Origin of the sequence: Phenylobacterium sp. Root700 (genome assembly GCF_001429025.1) — a bacterium.
Lineage (GTDB): Bacteria > Pseudomonadota > Alphaproteobacteria > Caulobacterales > Caulobacteraceae > Phenylobacterium.
In genome coordinates this window covers 41,929-56,122 of sequence record NZ_LMHT01000010.1, presented here as the reverse complement: position 1 = coordinate 56,122, position 14,194 = coordinate 41,929, and the positions used below count along the sequence as shown (strand labels likewise).

Below are 14,194 nucleotides of genomic sequence, written 5' to 3'. Positions count from 1 at the left end.
CAAGGAACCGCCCCTTTTTTCTCACCTGCCGCCAGGACCTAGCGAATGGCGACGGCCGTGTGGGGCGCGGCCTCTCCAAGGGTGAGGGTGAGCTCGCGGCCGAGCAGCTCGGGAGGAACCGCGTCGGTTCGAAGATTGCGCAGGGCCAGGACCGCCTGGTCGTCCAGTTCGGCCGAACCGGTCGACTGGGCCAGGCGCACATTGTTCAGGCGGTCGGCGCGGACCGTGACCTTGATCCTCAAGGGACGGCCGCCCAGATCGACCCCGCGCTCCGACAGCCGGGCGCCGGCGCCTGAGGTGGTTTCACTGAGATAGCGCGCCACGGCCGGGGATGCGGCGGACGCCGTGGCGAGGGGAGCTGCGGCCAGCAGCAGGCCGGCCGCGCTCAGCACGAGAAGCTGGGCTTTCATCGGGTGGTTCCTGGAATGACGGGTGTGGGGAGGAGCAGCGCCGCCCCCTTGATATGCCCCCGCAGCGCCTGAAAGCCGAACGATGGATATTGCCGCCGGTTGTTACTGGAACTAACAACCGAACATGGTTCGCCTTCCGCCGTTCTTCGCGCTCCGGGCGCTCGAGGCCGCCGCCCGCCGGCGCAGCTACAGCCGCGCGGCCGAGGAACTGTCGGTCACTCACGGCGCGGTCAGCCAGCAGATCCGCAAGCTGGAGGCCGAACTGGGCGCCACGCTGTTCATGCGCTCGGGCAACGCCATGATCCCCACCCCGGCCGCCGCCAAGCTCGCCGCCGAGGTCGAGCGGGCCATGGAGATCCTGAAGACCGGGGTCGCGGCCTTCTCCGAAGCCGCCGAGCGCGATCCCCTGGTGGTCAGCCTCGATCCGCAACTCGGCACCCGCTGGCTGCCGCTGCGCCTGCCCCGGCTGATGGCTGATCCCGCAGGTGCGAACGTCGACTTCCTCATCGAGTCTCGAACCGCCGACTTCGTCACCGACGGCGTCGACATGGGGGTCCGCTATGGCGAGAGCGTGAGCCAGAACGTCGAGCACGCCCTGCTGTTCCGCGAGACCCTATTCCCCGTCGCCAGCCCCGCCCTGGCGGCCCAGCACCAGGTGAGCGAACCTCGCGACATCTTGTCCATGCCGATGCTGCGGCATCGACACCGACCGTGGAAGTTGTGGCTTTCGGCCTTCGACCTCCCCGATCACGGTAAAGGCCTGGAATTCGAGGACTCGTTGATGCTGCTGGAGGCCGCCGCCCAGGGCATGGGCGTGGCCCTGGCCAGAGGCAGCCTGGTCGAGCAGGACCTGGCTAGCGGCCGTCTCGTCCGATTATTGCCGCACGCCGTCGACAATCAGTTCGCCTTCTACGCCGCCTGGCGAACCGACAGCCCGAAGCTACGTCGAATACACGCTCTACGCGACTGGCTGCTGGCCGAGGCGGTCAGGGGAGAGGTCTAATCAACTTTTCCACCTAAGGACTACGCTGCGTCGCAGCAAAAGCCTTGGCGGGGGCGCCGTTCCCCATGTTAGAAACCCGTCACAAGCGGCCGCGGCAAGGATCGCGACCCGGTCATTCGAGGCGAATTTCGGCATGGTTCAGATCAAGTCGGTCGGCGTTATCGGCGCGGGCCAAATGGGATCGGGCATCGCGCATGTCTGCGCGCTCGCGGGCTACGACGTGCTGCTGCACGACGTCAGCGCCGACCGGATCGCCGAGGGCCTGTCGCTGATCGAGCGCAACCTCAGCCGCCAGGTCGTGCGCGGCATCGTCGACCAGGCCGCCATGGACGGCGCGATCGCCCGCATCAAGGGCGCGCCCGAACTTCAGGCCATCGGCAAGACCGACATCGCCATCGAGGCCGCCACCGAGAACGAAGAGGTCAAGAAGGCCATCTTCAAGGCCCTGACCCCGCACCTTAGCGCCGACACCATCCTGGCCTCCAACACCTCGTCGATCTCGATCACCCGCCTGGGCGCCGCGTCGGACCGGCCTGAGCGCTTCATCGGCCTGCACTTCATGAACCCGGTGCCGCTGATGAAGCTCGTGGAGATCATCCGCGGCATAGCGACCGACGCGCCGACCTACGAGACCGCCGTCAACTTCGCCAAATCGCTGGGCAAGACCACCGCCAACGCCGAGGATTTCCCGGCCTTCATCGTCAACCGCATCCTGGTTCCGATGATCAACGAGGCGATCTACACCCTGTACGAAGGGGTCGGCACGGTCGACGCCATCGACACCGCCCTGAAGCTGGGCGCCAACCACCCGATGGGTCCGCTGGAACTGGGCGACTTCATCGGCCTCGACACCGTGCTGTCGATCATGAACGTGCTCTACGAGGGCCTCGCGGACTCCAAGTACCGTCCTTGCCCGCTGCTGGTGAAATACGTCGAAGCCGGTTGGCTGGGCCGCAAGGCCGGTCGCGGCTTCTACGATTATCGCGGCGAGACGCCCGTCCCCACCCGGTAGATTTCGGCCTGCCCTGGCGAAGCTTGGGTACGAAACCGTTAATCCATTCGACTTGTTGAGCTTACGCGTCCGATAATCCCAAGTGATTCGGACACGCGGGTTCATGCGGCAGTTCACCTCGGTCGCGCTTTCGGCCACCTATCTCTGTCTCGCTCTGATCGTCGCCCTCCTCTTGTGGCGGAACGGCGGCGGCTGGGCTGCGGGCGTCGCCGCTCTGGTCGGCGGGCTTGGCCTCTGCTTCGCGGTCCACGGCCTGGTCGCCCAATCCCTGAAGCTTCGCACCCTGCGCAAGGAACTGGATTCCGTGCGCGACGCCCAGCGGATCATGCTGGGCCAGATGGAGCTGGTCGACGCCCGGATGACCGAGGTCGCCGACGCCGTCAGCGACGACGCCGGCCGCTCCGAGGCGCTCTCCGACGAAGTCCACATGCTGGAGGACCTGGTCCAGCGCATGGGCCAGCGGCTGGAGGAACGGATCTCCGTCAGCCCGCTGCAGACCCGCCACGACGCCGGTCCCCGCGCGCGCCAGTCGGCCGCCCTGCTGGAGACGGTGCGCGAGGCCCTGGCCGAGAACCGCGTCGACCTTTACCTGCAGCCGATCGTCGGCCTGCCGCAGCGCCGCACGGTCTTCTACGAAAGCTATTCGCGCCTGCGCGACGAAACCGGCCGCGTCATGATGCCGGCCGAGTACCTGGCGGTCGCCGAGCCCGAGGGCCTGGTCACCTCGATCGACAACCTGCTGCTGTTCCGCTGCGTGCAGATCGTGCGCCGGCTGGCCAAGCAGGACCGCAAGGTCGGCATCTTCTGCAACATCTCGACCTCCAGCCTGGCGGACGAGACCTTCTTCCCGCAGTTCCTGGAACTGCTGGCCGCCAACCGCGACCTGTCCGGCGCCCTGATCTTCGAACTGGGCCAGGCGGCGTTCGACGCCCGCGGCGCGGTCGAGGCCCGCAACATGGGCAAGCTGGCCGAACTCGGCTTCCGGTTCTCCATCGACAAGGTCAGCGACCTCGACATCGATTTCCAGGACCTGGCCCGTTCGGACGTGAAGTTCCTCAAGGTCAGCGCGCCCTTCCTGCTGGACGAGCTGATGGAGACCGACGAGGGCCTGGTCCTGCGTTCGATGCCCGACCTCGCCGCCCAGGACTTCGCGTCCCTGACCCGCCGCTACGGCGTCGACCTGATCGCCGAGAAGGTCGAGAGCGAGCGCCAGATCGTCGACATCCTGGAACTCGACATCGCCTTTGGCCAAGGCCACCTGTTCGGCGAGCCGCGCCCGATCCGCGACGCGGTGCTGGCCGAGACGGATCCGCCGGCCGAATTCAAGCACCCGACCTCGCGCCGGCGCGCCGGCGCCCGGGGCTGAAACCCTTCGGCGCATTGACCTTCGCCGCACGGCCGGTTACCGCCCGAGCATGACCGCACCCGCCCTGATCTCCGGCCTGTCGGCCGTGGCCGACCGCTACGATGTGCTGCTCTCCGATGTCTGGGGCGTGATCCACAACGGGCGGGAGAGTTTCCCCGCCGCCTGCGAGGCCCTGGCCCGCTGGCGCGCCGAGCGTGGCCCGGTGATCCTGATCTCCAACGCTCCGCGCCCGTCCAGCGCCGTTCACGAGCAACTCGACCAGCTGGGCGTGCCGCGCGCGGCCTGGTCGGCCTTCGTCTCGTCGGGCGACGCCACCCGCATCCTGCTCAGCGGCCGCGCGCCCGGCCCGGCCTGGGCCATCGGCCCCGACCGCGACTTCCCGCTCTATGAGGGCCTGGACCTCGCCTTCGCTGGTCCCGAGGACGCCGCCTTCATCTCCTGCACCGGCCCTTATGACGACGAGGTCGAGGGCCCCGATCACTACGAAGAGCGCTTCAAGGCGACCATCGCGCGCGGCCTGCCGATGATCTGCGCCAATCCCGACATCGTCGTGCAGCGGGGCGACAGGCTGATCTATTGCGGCGGCGCCCTGGCCCAACGCTACGCCGAGCTCGGCGGCGAGGTGATCATGGCCGGCAAGCCGCACGCCCCGATTTACGACCTCTGCCTGGGCGAGGCGCAGGTGCTGCTCGGCAAACATCTCGACCGCTCGCGCGTGCTCTGCATCGGCGACGCCGTGGCGACCGACACCAAGGGCGCCAACGACCAGGGCCTCGACGTGCTGTTCGTCGCCAGCGGCATCCATGGCGCCGAGACCATTGGCGAAAGCGGCCTCGACGCCGGCGCGGTCGAGCGCCTGCTCGCCAAGGACGGCGCGCGCGCCACCTACGCCATCGCCGATCTGGCGTGGTGAGCAAAAGCCGCTAACTAGGGCGACGGGCTGTCAGGAGTAACGGCGTGCAGGGCTTCTTCTTCGAGGATCTGACCATCGGTCAATCGGTCGAGACCACCAAGATCGTGGGCGTGGCCGACATTGAGGCCTTCGCCGCCGTATCGGGCGACACCAACCCGGTCCATCTGGACGAGGCCTACGCCCTGACCACCCCGTTCCAGGGCCGCATCGCCCACGGCATGCTGTCGGGGGCCTATATCTCGGCGGCGCTGGGCACCAAGCTGCCCGGCCCCGGGGCCATCTATCTCACCCAATCCCTGCGGTTCCGCCGACCGGTGAAGATCGGCGATCCGGTCGTCACCCGCGTCACCGTCGCGGCCCTGGACGAGCGGCGCGCCCACGCCACCCTCACCACCCTCTGCCTGGTGGACGGCAAGACCGTGGTCGACGGCGAGGCCGTGGTCATGGTGCCGCGCCGCAACACTCCGAAAGCCGGCTAAGCCCATGCGTATTGTTCACGGCTGGAAGGGGCTTTCGCAGGCCGATCGCGGCGCGGCTGTCGCCTTTGGCAATTTCGACGGCGTGCATCGCGGCCACCAGCGGGTGATCGCCCAGGCGGCCAAGGCCGCCCAGGCGCTGAAGGCGCCGCTGGGGGTGATCAGCTTCGATCCGCATCCACGGCAGATCTTCCAGCCCGACGCGCCGACCTTCCGCATCATGAAGACCGACCAGCAGGCCCGCGCGCTCGCGGCCCTGGGGGTCGACGTCTTCTACGTCCTGCCCTTCGACCGCGAGATGGCCGCCCTCACCGATCACGAGTTCGCCGCCCAGGTGCTGGCCCAGGGCCTTGGCGTGCGCCACGTGGCGGTCGGCTTCGACGTTTCGTTCGGCAAGGGCCGCACCGGCAGCCCGGCGCTGATGGCGCAGTACGGCGAGACGCTGGGCTTCACCGTCTCGGTGGCCGAGGCGCTGGGCCAGGGCGAGACCAAGTTCTCCTCGACCGGGGTGCGCGACGCCCTGCGCGACGGCCATCCCGAGCAGGCCACGGCCATCCTCGGCCGGCCCTTCGCCATCGAGGGCGCGGTGGAGCGCGGCCGTCAGCTTGGCCGCACCCTGGGCTTCCCAACCGCCAATGTGGCGCTGACCGACTATGTGATCCCCAAGCTCGGGGCCTACGCCACCCGCACCCGCCTGCCCGACGGGCGCGAGATCGCCGGCGTGGCCAATGTCGGGGTCAATCCGACCGTGGCCGGCGAGATCGCCCCCCTGTTGGAGGTCTGGCTGTTCGACTTCGACGAGGACATCTACGACCAGGTGATCGAAACCGACCTGGTCGCCTTCCTGCGCCCGGAAGAGAAGTTCGACAGCCTGGAGATCATGACCGACCAAGTCATGGCCGACGCCGCCCAAGCCCGGGCGCTGCTGCTGCCTGAGTTCTAGTCCTCGATCTTCAGCACCTCGATCTCGCGCGGCTTTTCGTCGACCCCTGACCAGCGGAAGACGTCGCCTACCGACAGGCCCATCAGGGCCGCGCCGACCGGGGCCAGGACCGAGATGCGGTTCTCGTCCACATTGGCCTCGCCGGGCAGGCCGACGCGGACGGTCCGCTCGCGCTGAAGCACGAGGTCGCGATAGGTCACCTGCGAGCCCAGGCGGACGAACTTCTGACGCCGGTCGGTGTCGGAGACGATGGAGAAACGCTCCAGTTCCTCCAGCAGCAGTGACGCGCCGGGCATCGGCGCGCGCGAGGCGCGGCCAATGGCGGCGAGCTTTTCGAAGTCGGCTTCGGTCACCCGCACCTTGGGGCGGGCTTTGGTCTTGGTGGTCATGTCAGGTCCTTAGGTGGGGTCAGGCCGCGGTCGGCGGCTCGTCGTCGGGATCGGGAGATGCAGCCTCGCGGCGCACCGGGAACGGCAAAACCTCGGCCGAAGGTTCGTCCGGTTTCGGCGCACGGGAAAGAACACCCGCAGTATCTGCGGGCGGCGTTTTCTGTTTCGACATGTCACGATGCTCCCCGTGACGAAACGCCACGGTTATCGAGATAGTGATCAGGGGTTTTGAGGAAGCATCCCCGAACTCACGGCGCGCAGCCGTTATGAGCTCGGGGCTAGTCTCCTTGGACTAGGCGGCCCGCATGGTGCGCTCGGCGCGGCATGTTCATGCAAATACTCATCGTACCCAGATAGTGGGGGTGCTGGCCTCGGAAGTCAAATCACCGGCGATCGAGCGCCTGGCCGGGCAATGGGGGCTCGCGCGGGGCGGCGCCCTCTGCTACAGCCCGAGCATGACTTCGGTTCGGNTCCACCCGTCTAAGTCCCCAAGTTCCGAGCCAAGCTGGAAAGTCCCATGGCCGACGACGCCGAAATGCCTTCGCGCGATTACCGCGAAACCGTCTTCCTTCCCGACACGCCGTTCCCGATGCGCGCCGGATTGCCGAAGAAGGAACCCGAGATCCTGGAGAGCTGGGCTAAGCTCGACCTCTACAACGCCATCCGCGCCGACCGGCAGCGGGCGGGCGCGCCGCTGTTCGTGCTGCACGACGGGCCGCCCTATGCGAACGGGGCGATCCATATCGGCCACGCCCTGCAGAAGACCCTGAAGGACTTCGTGGTCCGCTCGCGGTTCCTGCTCGGCTACGACGTCGACTACGTGCCCGGCTGGGACTGCCACGGCCTGCCGATCGAGTGGAAGATCGAGGAGGAACTGCGCGGCCAGGGCCGGCGCAAGGACGAGGTCTCCAAGGCCGAGTTCCGCACCCGCTGCCGCGAATACGCCTCCAAGTGGATCGGCGTGCAGATGGCCGGCTTCAAGCGCCTGGGCGTGCTGGGCGACTGGGAGAACCGCTACGCCACCATGGACTATTCGAGCGAGGCCGCGATCGTGGCCGAGTTCCACAAGTTCGTGGCCACCGGCCAGCTCTATCGCGGCTCCAAGCCGGTGATGTGGAGCCCGGTCGAGCGCACCGCCCTGGCCGACGCCGAGGTCGAGTATCACGACCACGTCTCGCCGACGATCTGGGTGAAGTTCCCGGTCGTCCAAGGCTCCGACGCCGCGCTCGGCGCCAGCGTCGTGATCTGGACGACCACGCCCTGGACCATCCCGGCCAACCGGGCGATCAGCTATTCGGAGTCGATCTCCTACGCCGTCTATCAGGTCGAGGCGATGGAAGAGGGCCTGGAGTTCGAGCCCTGGGCCAAGCCCGGCGACCGGCTGATCCTGGCCGAGAAACTGGCCGAAGACGTCTTCAAGACCGCCAAGATCGCCAAGTGGCGCAAGGTCGAGTCCATCGACTGCCAGGGCATGGTCTGCGAGCATCCGCTGCACGCGCTGGACGCCCATTACGCGTTCCAGGTGCCGCTGCTGCAGGGTGATCACGTCACCGACGACGCCGGCACCGGCTTCGTGCACACCGCGCCGGGCCACGGCGCCGACGACTACGTGGTCTGGTTGGCCCACGGTCATCGCGAGATCCCCGAAACCGTCGACCCGGACGGCGCCTACTACCCGCACGTGCCGCTGTTCGCGGGCCTCAAGGTGCTGGAGACCGAGGGCAAGAAGGCCGGCAAGTTCGGCCCCGCCAACGGCGCGGTCATGGACAAGCTGATCGAGGCCGGACGCCTACTGGCCCGCGGCCGGATGGAGCATTCCTATCCGCACTCCTGGCGCTCCAAGGCGCCGGTGATCTTCCGCAACACCCCGCAGTGGTTCATCCGCATGGACGAACCGATCGACACGCCCGCCAATGGCGGCCGTTCGCTGCGCGAGACCGCGCTGGACGCCATCGAGGCCACCGCCTTCTATCCGGCCGGCGGCAAGAACCGCATCCGCTCGATGGTCGAAAGCCGCCCCGACTGGCTGGTCAGCCGTCAGCGGGCCTGGGGCGCGCCGCTGGCCATGTTCGTCGACAAGGAGACGAACCAGCCGCTGCACGACCCCGAGGTCGACCGCAAGATCGTCGAGGCCATCCTGGCCGAGGGCGCCGACGCCTGGTTCAACCGCCCGGTGACCGACTTCCTGGGCAGCCACGACCCGGACCGCTACGAGAAGATCGACGACATTCTCGACGTCTGGTTCGACTCAGGATCGACCCACGCCTTCACGCTTGAGAACCGCGCCCACACCCATTGGCCGGCCGACCTCTACCTCGAAGGCTCCGATCAGCATCGCGGCTGGTTCCAGTCCTCGCTGCTGGAAAGCTCCGGCACGCGCGGCCGCGCGCCCTACGACGCCATCCTCACCCACGGCTTCACCATGGACGAGGCCGGCGAGAAGATGTCGAAGTCCAAGGGCAACGTGGTCGATCCCGAGGTGGTGATCCGCGAGTCCGGGGCCGAGATCATCCGCCTGTGGGCCGCGATGATCGACTATTCGGACGACAGCCGCATCGGCAAGACCGTGCTGCAGACCACGTCGGACGCCTATCGCAAGCTGCGCAACACCATCCGCTACATGCTAGGCGCCCTGGCCGACTATTCGCCGGACGAGGCGGTCGAGCTGGAGCAGATGCCGCCGCTGGAGCGGTTCATCCTGCACCGGCTGTGGGAACTGGATGGCCAGGTGCGCGCCGCCTACGAAGGCTATGTGTTCCAGGACGTGATCCGGCCGATCATCGAATTCTGCCAGAACGACCTGTCCTCGCTGTTCTTCGATATCCGCCGCGACAGCCTCTATTGCGACCAGCCCGGCGAACTCCGCCGTCGCGCGGCCCGCACGGTGATGGAAGCAGCGTTCGAGCGGCTCACCGCCTGGCTCGCGCCGCTGATGCCCTTCACCACCGAAGAGGCCTGGACCACGCGCTATCCGAACGCCCACTCCAACTGCATGCGGGTGATCCCGGCGACCCCGGCCGAATGGCGCAACGACGCCGAGGCCGCCCGCTGGGCCAAGGTGCAGCAGGTGACCTCCGTGGTCACCGGCGCGCTGGAAGTCGAACGGCGCGAAAAGCGCATGGGCGCGGCCCTCGAAGCCGCCCCGCGCGTCTACCTGGCCGATGCCGACCTGATGGCCGCCTTCGAGGGTCTGGACGCCGCCGAGGTGTTCCGCACCAGCCAGGCGACCCTGATCGCCGGCGATGGCCTAGAGGGCGCCTTCCGCCTGCCCGACGTCGGCGGCGTGGCCGCCGAGCCTCTGCGGGCCGAGGGCACGAAATGCGCCCGCTCCTGGCGCATCCTGCCCGAAGTCGGCTCCGACCCGCGCTACCCGGACCTGTCGCTCCGCGACGCCGAGGCGGTGGCGGCCTGGGACGCGGTTCGGGCTTGAGCATGAAGGCAGTCTCGAAACTTGGCTGGACGGCCTACGCTCTGGCCGCCTTCGTCATCGTCGCCGATCAGTTGTCCAAGCATTGGGTGCTGTTCGTCTACGACCTGCCCTCGCGGCTCTCGGTGCCGATCGCCGGCCCCTTTTCGCTGACCATGGTCTGGAACCGCGGCGTCAGCTTCGGCCTGTTCCGGGCCGAGGCTGATCTGGTCCGCTGGTTGCTGGCCGGGTTCTCGGTGATCGTCGCCGTGATGCTGGCCGTCTGGGCCCGCAAGGCCGACCGACCGCTGATGGCGCTTGGTCTGGGGTTCGTGATCGGCGGCGCGCTGGGCAACGTCATCGACCGGATCCGCTTCGGCGCGGTGGCCGATTTCCTAGATTTCCAGCGCCTCGGCTTCTTCCCCTGGGTGTTCAATGTCGCCGACAGCGCCATCACCGTGGGGGTGGTCTTCTTGTTGCTCGATTCCATGCGTAAGGAATCGGCCTCTTAATCGCATTGGCGGGTTTTGCCGTATGCGCTATTCAACCTTCCCTTACCGCCGGGGGCGGTTTTCGGAGCTAAGTTTCATGAGTCTGAACCGTGTGCTTGTCGCGACCGCTCTGGTGGCGGCCGCCGGCGTGGGCCTCTCCGGCTGCGGGTCGACCCGTAGCGCGCTTGGCATGACCAAGGTCACGCCCGACGAATTCCGTGTCGTGTCCAAGGCGCCGTTGGTGGTGCCGCCGGACTACGCCCTGCGCCCGCCGGCGCCAGGTGAACCCCGTCCGCAGGAACTGCAGCCGGAAAGCGCCGCGCGCGTCGCCCTGCTCGGCCAGCGCGAGGCTCAATCGCGCTCGGACGGTGAAAAGCTGCTGGTCGCCAAGGCCGGCGCCGACAAGGCCGATCCGCTGATCCGCTACGTGGTGGACGACGAGACCGGCGCCCTGGCGCACAAGGAAAAGGGCTTCGCCGACAAGGTGATGTTCTGGAAGGACGGCCAAACGGCCAGCCCGGCCTCCACCGCCGCGGCCGCCGACAACGTCCCGGCTCCGGTCGATCCGGCCGCCGAGGAAGCCCGCGTCAAGCCGCTCACTGGCGGCGGCGCGGTGGTCATCTCCCGCGAGAAGCAGACCCGCATCAAGCTGCCGGGCCTGTAGGCTCTACAACCTCGATCCTNCAGCGCCGCATGCGTCGTAGTCCCCCTCAGTCAGCCATACGGCTGACAGCTCCCCCAGAGGGGGAGCATCTGGACAGACTAATCCTCATCCCCAGGCGTCTTGACCTCGTAGCCCTTGGCGCGAAGCTGATCGAGCACGCCGCCTTGCGCCAGCAGGGTGCGCAGCGGCGCCACGGCGATCGCGTGCCCCGGTGTCTTCAGGGCCGCCTCGATATCCTTGGTCAGGTCGCCCTTCACGCGGGCGTCGAAGGCCTGGGCCCCGGGCGTGACGGCGATGCACCGCTCATAGCTGCGCTCGGCCCCCAAGGCCCCGGCGACGTCTCCCGCCGCCCAGGCGCGCGAGGCCGCCAGCGTCCGCCCCGGCCCAGCCTCGATCTCGCCCATCACCTCGTCCAGGCAGGCTGCACCGGCGCTCTTCGAGGTCTTGATGACCGCGCCCAGCAGCGGGCCGAGGTCGTAGGAGCGCTGCACGACCTTCACGCCGCTACGCTGAGCCAGCAGCTTGATCAGCTTGGTCGGGTCGGTGGTCGTCAGCCCCTCCTTCTCGCGATAGTCGTCGGTGAGGATCAGGGCGGCGGCCAGCGGGTGCTTGGTCTTGTAGCGGTCGGCCGGCTGCCCCAGCTTCGCCCGCACCGCGGCGAACCGCTCGCGCTGCGCAGGGTCCAGACCATCCTCGAACGGCTTACCGGACTTCAGGCGCAGATAGCTGATCGCCGCGCCCGGCGCGCCGGCCAGCTTCACCTTCAGGCCCGTGAACGGCAAGATCACCGCATTGGCGCCTTCCAGGCGGCGGTTGAACTGCAGCTGGTCCCATTGCTGGCGCTTGGGCGCCACGGTCGGAGCGCCCAGCACGTAGACGGTGGTGTCGGCGTCGGAGACTCGCCACCAGGCCGGCCCCGGCAGCCGTGCGGTGACGACCAGTTCCTCGACCAGGGTCTCGTTGGGGTCGACGGCGCCGGCCGGCAGCTGCGCGCCGGGCGTCAGCTGAACCTGGGCCAGGACTGGGGTGGAAGCCGTCGAGGCGAGGAGAGCGGCGGCGAGCGCTACGCCGAGGACACGTTTCACGAAGTCACCTTCCAGACTTGCCCCCCGGAATCGCCATATACTGACCAGCTAACCAAAGCGTGACCATGCCTATACGCCGCCTCCCGCCCGAAACCGTGAACCGCATCGCCGCCGGCGAGGTGGTGGAACGCCCTGCCAGCGCCGTGAAGGAACTGGTGGAGAACGCTCTGGACGCCGGTTCGCGTTCCATCGAGGTGCAGGCCGACGGCGGCGGGCTGACCCGCATCCTGGTCGCCGACGACGGCCTTGGCCTCTCGGCCGACGAACTGGCCCTGGCCATCGAGCGCCACGCGACCTCCAAGCTCAGCCCCGACGATGCCGGCGACTACGACCTGCTGCACATCTCCACCCTCGGTTTCCGCGGCGAGGCCCTGCCCTCGATCGGCTCGGTGGCGCGGCTGTCGATCTCCTCACGGGCCAAGGGTGCCGCCGACGCCCACGCCATCCTGGTCGAGGGCGGCGCGGTCGGCGCGGTCTCGCCCTCCGGCTTCCCTGGTCCGCACGGGGCGCGGGTCGAGGTGCGCGACCTGTTCTATGCCACGCCCGCCCGGCTGAAGTTCATGAAGTCGGAGCGCTCCGAAGCCCTGGCCATCGCCGACGAGATCAAGCGCCAGGCCATGGCGCATGAGGCGGTCTCCTTCGCTCTCGACCTCGACGGCCGCCGCACCCTGCGCCTGCCGGCCGAGAGCAAGGGACCGGACGGCCGCCTGGCGCGGCTCTCGGCGATCATGGGCCGGGAGTTCTCGGAGAACGCCCTGGAGATCGACCATGAGCGCGAGGGCGTGCGGCTGACCGGCTTTGCCGGCCTGCCGACCTATAATCGCGGCAACTCGGCCCACCAGTACCTCTTCGTGAACGGCCGGCCGGTGCGCGACCGGCTGCTGCAGGGCGCGCTGCGCGGCGCCTATGCCGACTTCCTGGCCCGCGACCGCCACCCGCTGGTGGCGCTCTATCTCGAAGTCGATCCCAGCTACGTCGACGTCAACGTCCACCCCGCCAAGGCCGAGGTGCGGTTCCGCGATCCGGCCCTGGTGCGCGGCCTGATCGTCGGCGGCCTGCGTCACGTGCTGGCCGGCGCCGGGCACCGGGCGGCCACCACGGTCGCCAGCGAGACCTTGAACAACCTGCGCCCTGGCTGGTCGCCGCAGGCCCACCACGCGCCGTCGGCCCAGGGCTTCTCGGCCTGGCAGATGGGCGGTTGGACGCAAAACGCCCAGGCCGCCGCCCAGACCATTCCGGGCCTGACCCAGGTTTCGGCCCGCGCCGAGCCGGACCGCGACTGGGCCTCGGCCGCCTCCGATTACCAGCCCGGCCTGCAAGAAGGCCCCGCCCCGGCCGTGGTCTTTGATCCGGTCGACTTCCCGTTGGGCGCGGCGAGGGCCCAGGTGCACGAGACCTATATCGTCGCCCAGACCCGCGACGGCGTGGTCATCGTCGACCAGCACGCCGCCCACGAGCGGCTGGTCTATGAGCGGATGAAGGTGGAGATGGCGCAGGGCGGCGTCTCGCGTCAGGTGCTGCTGCTGCCCGAGGTGGTCGAGCTCGATCCCGCCGAGGCCGAGCGGGTCGCCGCCCGCGCCGACGAACTGGCGGCGCTGGGCCTGATGGTCGAGGCCTTCGGTCCCGGCGCGATCCTGGTCCGCGAAACCCCGGCCCTGCTGGGCGAGACCGACGTCGCCGGCCTGATCCGCGACATCGCCGACGACCTGGCCGAGAACGGTCAGGCCCTTGCGCTGAAGGAACGGCTGGAAGAGGTCTGCTCGACCATGGCCTGCCACGGCTCGGTCCGCGCCGGCCGGCGGCTGAACGCCCCGGAGATGAACGCCCTGCTGCGCCAGATGGAGGCCACGCCCCACTCCGGCCAATGCAACCACGGCCGCCCGACCTATGTGGAGCTGAAGCTCGCCGACATCGAGCGGCTGTTCGGGCGGCGGTAGGCTCAGCCGCCAGATGCTCCCCCTCTGGGGGNCTACAACCCCTTCAGCAAACCCCCTCCGTCGCGCTACGCGCGCCACCTCCCCCAGCGGGGGAGGATC

General features: G+C 68.6%; 14 protein-coding genes. 10 read left to right on the top strand and 4 right to left on the bottom strand.

Annotation, left to right across the window (positions count from 1 at the left end):
- Positions 1-38 precede the first annotated feature (38 nt).
- Positions 39-410, bottom strand: coding sequence for an energy transducer TonB (locus ASE02_RS05115; RefSeq protein WP_056731813.1), 372 nt, complete (start codon positions 408-410; stop codon positions 39-41).
- Positions 411-534: 124 nt separating this feature from the next.
- Here ASE02_RS05115 and ASE02_RS05110 point away from each other — a divergent pair, with 124 nt between their 5' ends.
- The 6 genes from ASE02_RS05110 to ASE02_RS05085 all read left to right on the top strand — a co-directional run bounded on the left by ASE02_RS05110 (position 535) and on the right by ASE02_RS05085 (position 6,123).
- Complete coding sequence (locus ASE02_RS05110) at positions 535-1,413, top strand: LysR substrate-binding domain-containing protein (RefSeq protein ID WP_056731811.1); 879 nt, start codon at positions 535-537, stop codon at positions 1,411-1,413.
- Positions 1,414-1,546: 133 nt separating this feature from the next.
- Positions 1,547-2,425, top strand: a complete 879-nt coding sequence (locus ASE02_RS05105) for a 3-hydroxybutyryl-CoA dehydrogenase (RefSeq protein ID WP_056731809.1) — start codon at positions 1,547-1,549, stop codon at positions 2,423-2,425.
- Positions 2,426-2,528: 103 nt separating this feature from the next.
- Positions 2,529-3,791 carry an EAL domain-containing protein gene (locus tag ASE02_RS05100; protein ID WP_056731807.1) on the top strand — a complete coding sequence of 421 codons (1,263 nt, stop codon included), beginning with the start codon at positions 2,529-2,531 and terminating at the stop codon, positions 3,789-3,791.
- Between the two features lie 49 nt (positions 3,792-3,840).
- On the top strand, positions 3,841-4,704 hold the full coding sequence (locus ASE02_RS05095) for a TIGR01459 family HAD-type hydrolase (RefSeq protein ID WP_056731805.1): 864 nt from the start codon (positions 3,841-3,843) through the stop codon (positions 4,702-4,704).
- 44 nt (positions 4,705-4,748) lie between these two features.
- Positions 4,749-5,183, top strand: a complete 435-nt coding sequence (locus ASE02_RS05090) for a MaoC family dehydratase (RefSeq protein WP_056731803.1) — start codon at positions 4,749-4,751, stop codon at positions 5,181-5,183.
- Positions 5,184-5,187: 4 nt separating this feature from the next.
- Positions 5,188-6,123: a bifunctional riboflavin kinase/FAD synthetase gene (locus tag ASE02_RS05085; protein WP_056731801.1), complete on the top strand. Its 936-nt coding sequence runs from the start codon at positions 5,188-5,190 to the stop codon at positions 6,121-6,123.
- Here ASE02_RS05085 and ASE02_RS05080 read toward each other — a convergent pair.
- Both ASE02_RS05080 and ASE02_RS22220 read right to left on the bottom strand, forming a co-directional pair.
- Complete coding sequence (locus tag ASE02_RS05080; protein WP_056731799.1) at positions 6,120-6,512, bottom strand: GreA/GreB family elongation factor; 393 nt, start codon at positions 6,510-6,512, stop codon at positions 6,120-6,122. The genes ASE02_RS05085 and ASE02_RS05080 overlap by 4 nt on opposite strands.
- A gap of 19 nt (positions 6,513-6,531) precedes the next feature.
- Entirely contained in the window at positions 6,532-6,684 is a 153-nt protein-coding gene (locus ASE02_RS22220; RefSeq protein ID WP_156405910.1) for a hypothetical protein, read from the bottom strand.
- 345 nt (positions 6,685-7,029) lie between these two features.
- On the opposite strand from ASE02_RS22220, the gene ileS reads away from it, so the two are divergent.
- The 3 genes from ileS to ASE02_RS05065 all read left to right on the top strand — a co-directional run bounded on the left by ileS (position 7,030) and on the right by ASE02_RS05065 (position 11,073).
- Positions 7,030-9,942, top strand: coding sequence for an isoleucine--tRNA ligase (ileS, locus tag ASE02_RS05075; protein ID WP_056731798.1), 2,913 nt, complete (start codon positions 7,030-7,032; stop codon positions 9,940-9,942).
- 2 nt (positions 9,943-9,944) lie between these two features.
- Positions 9,945-10,430 (top strand): signal peptidase II, encoded by a 486-nt coding sequence (gene lspA, locus ASE02_RS05070; RefSeq protein ID WP_056731796.1) that lies wholly within the window; start codon positions 9,945-9,947, stop codon positions 10,428-10,430.
- 76 nt (positions 10,431-10,506) lie between these two features.
- Positions 10,507-11,073, top strand: a complete 567-nt coding sequence (locus ASE02_RS05065; protein ID WP_056731794.1) for a DUF3035 domain-containing protein — start codon at positions 10,507-10,509, stop codon at positions 11,071-11,073.
- Between the two features lie 98 nt (positions 11,074-11,171).
- Here the strand turns inward: ASE02_RS05065 and ASE02_RS05060 are convergent, their stop codons facing one another.
- Positions 11,172-12,158 (bottom strand): TraB/GumN family protein, encoded by a 987-nt coding sequence (locus ASE02_RS05060; protein ID WP_056731792.1) that lies wholly within the window; start codon positions 12,156-12,158, stop codon positions 11,172-11,174.
- Positions 12,159-12,223: 65 nt separating this feature from the next.
- Between ASE02_RS05060 and mutL the strand changes: the two genes are divergently transcribed.
- Positions 12,224-14,095: a DNA mismatch repair endonuclease MutL gene (mutL, locus tag ASE02_RS05055; RefSeq protein ID WP_056731789.1), complete on the top strand. Its 1,872-nt coding sequence runs from the start codon at positions 12,224-12,226 to the stop codon at positions 14,093-14,095.
- Positions 14,096-14,194: the final 99 nt, after the last annotated feature.

What these genes read in the sequence shown, in the direction of transcription:
- ASE02_RS05115 (WP_056731813.1), bottom strand. Translation starts at nt 410, where the DNA reads ATGAAAGCCCAGCTTCTCGTGCTGAGCGCGGCCGGCCTGCTGCTGGCC.
- ASE02_RS05110 (WP_056731811.1), top strand. Translation starts at nt 535, where the DNA reads ATGGTTCGCCTTCCGCCGTTCTTCGCGCTCCGGGCGCTCGAGGCCGCC.
- ASE02_RS05105 (WP_056731809.1), top strand. Translation starts at nt 1,547, where the DNA reads ATGGTTCAGATCAAGTCGGTCGGCGTTATCGGCGCGGGCCAAATGGGA.
- ASE02_RS05100 (WP_056731807.1), top strand. Translation starts at nt 2,529, where the DNA reads ATGCGGCAGTTCACCTCGGTCGCGCTTTCGGCCACCTATCTCTGTCTC.
- ASE02_RS05095 (WP_056731805.1), top strand. Translation starts at nt 3,841, where the DNA reads ATGACCGCACCCGCCCTGATCTCCGGCCTGTCGGCCGTGGCCGACCGC.
- ASE02_RS05085 (WP_056731801.1), top strand. Translation starts at nt 5,188, where the DNA reads ATGCGTATTGTTCACGGCTGGAAGGGGCTTTCGCAGGCCGATCGCGGC.
- ASE02_RS05080 (WP_056731799.1), bottom strand. Translation starts at nt 6,512, where the DNA reads ATGACCACCAAGACCAAAGCCCGCCCCAAGGTGCGGGTGACCGAAGCC.
- ASE02_RS22220 (WP_156405910.1), bottom strand. Translation starts at nt 6,684, where the DNA reads ATGTCGAAACAGAAAACGCCGCCCGCAGATACTGCGGGTGTTCTTTCC.
- ileS (WP_056731798.1), top strand. Translation starts at nt 7,030, where the DNA reads ATGGCCGACGACGCCGAAATGCCTTCGCGCGATTACCGCGAAACCGTC.
- lspA (WP_056731796.1), top strand. Translation starts at nt 9,945, where the DNA reads ATGAAGGCAGTCTCGAAACTTGGCTGGACGGCCTACGCTCTGGCCGCC.
- ASE02_RS05065 (WP_056731794.1), top strand. Translation starts at nt 10,507, where the DNA reads ATGAGTCTGAACCGTGTGCTTGTCGCGACCGCTCTGGTGGCGGCCGCC.
- mutL (WP_056731789.1), top strand. Translation starts at nt 12,224, where the DNA reads ATGCCTATACGCCGCCTCCCGCCCGAAACCGTGAACCGCATCGCCGCC.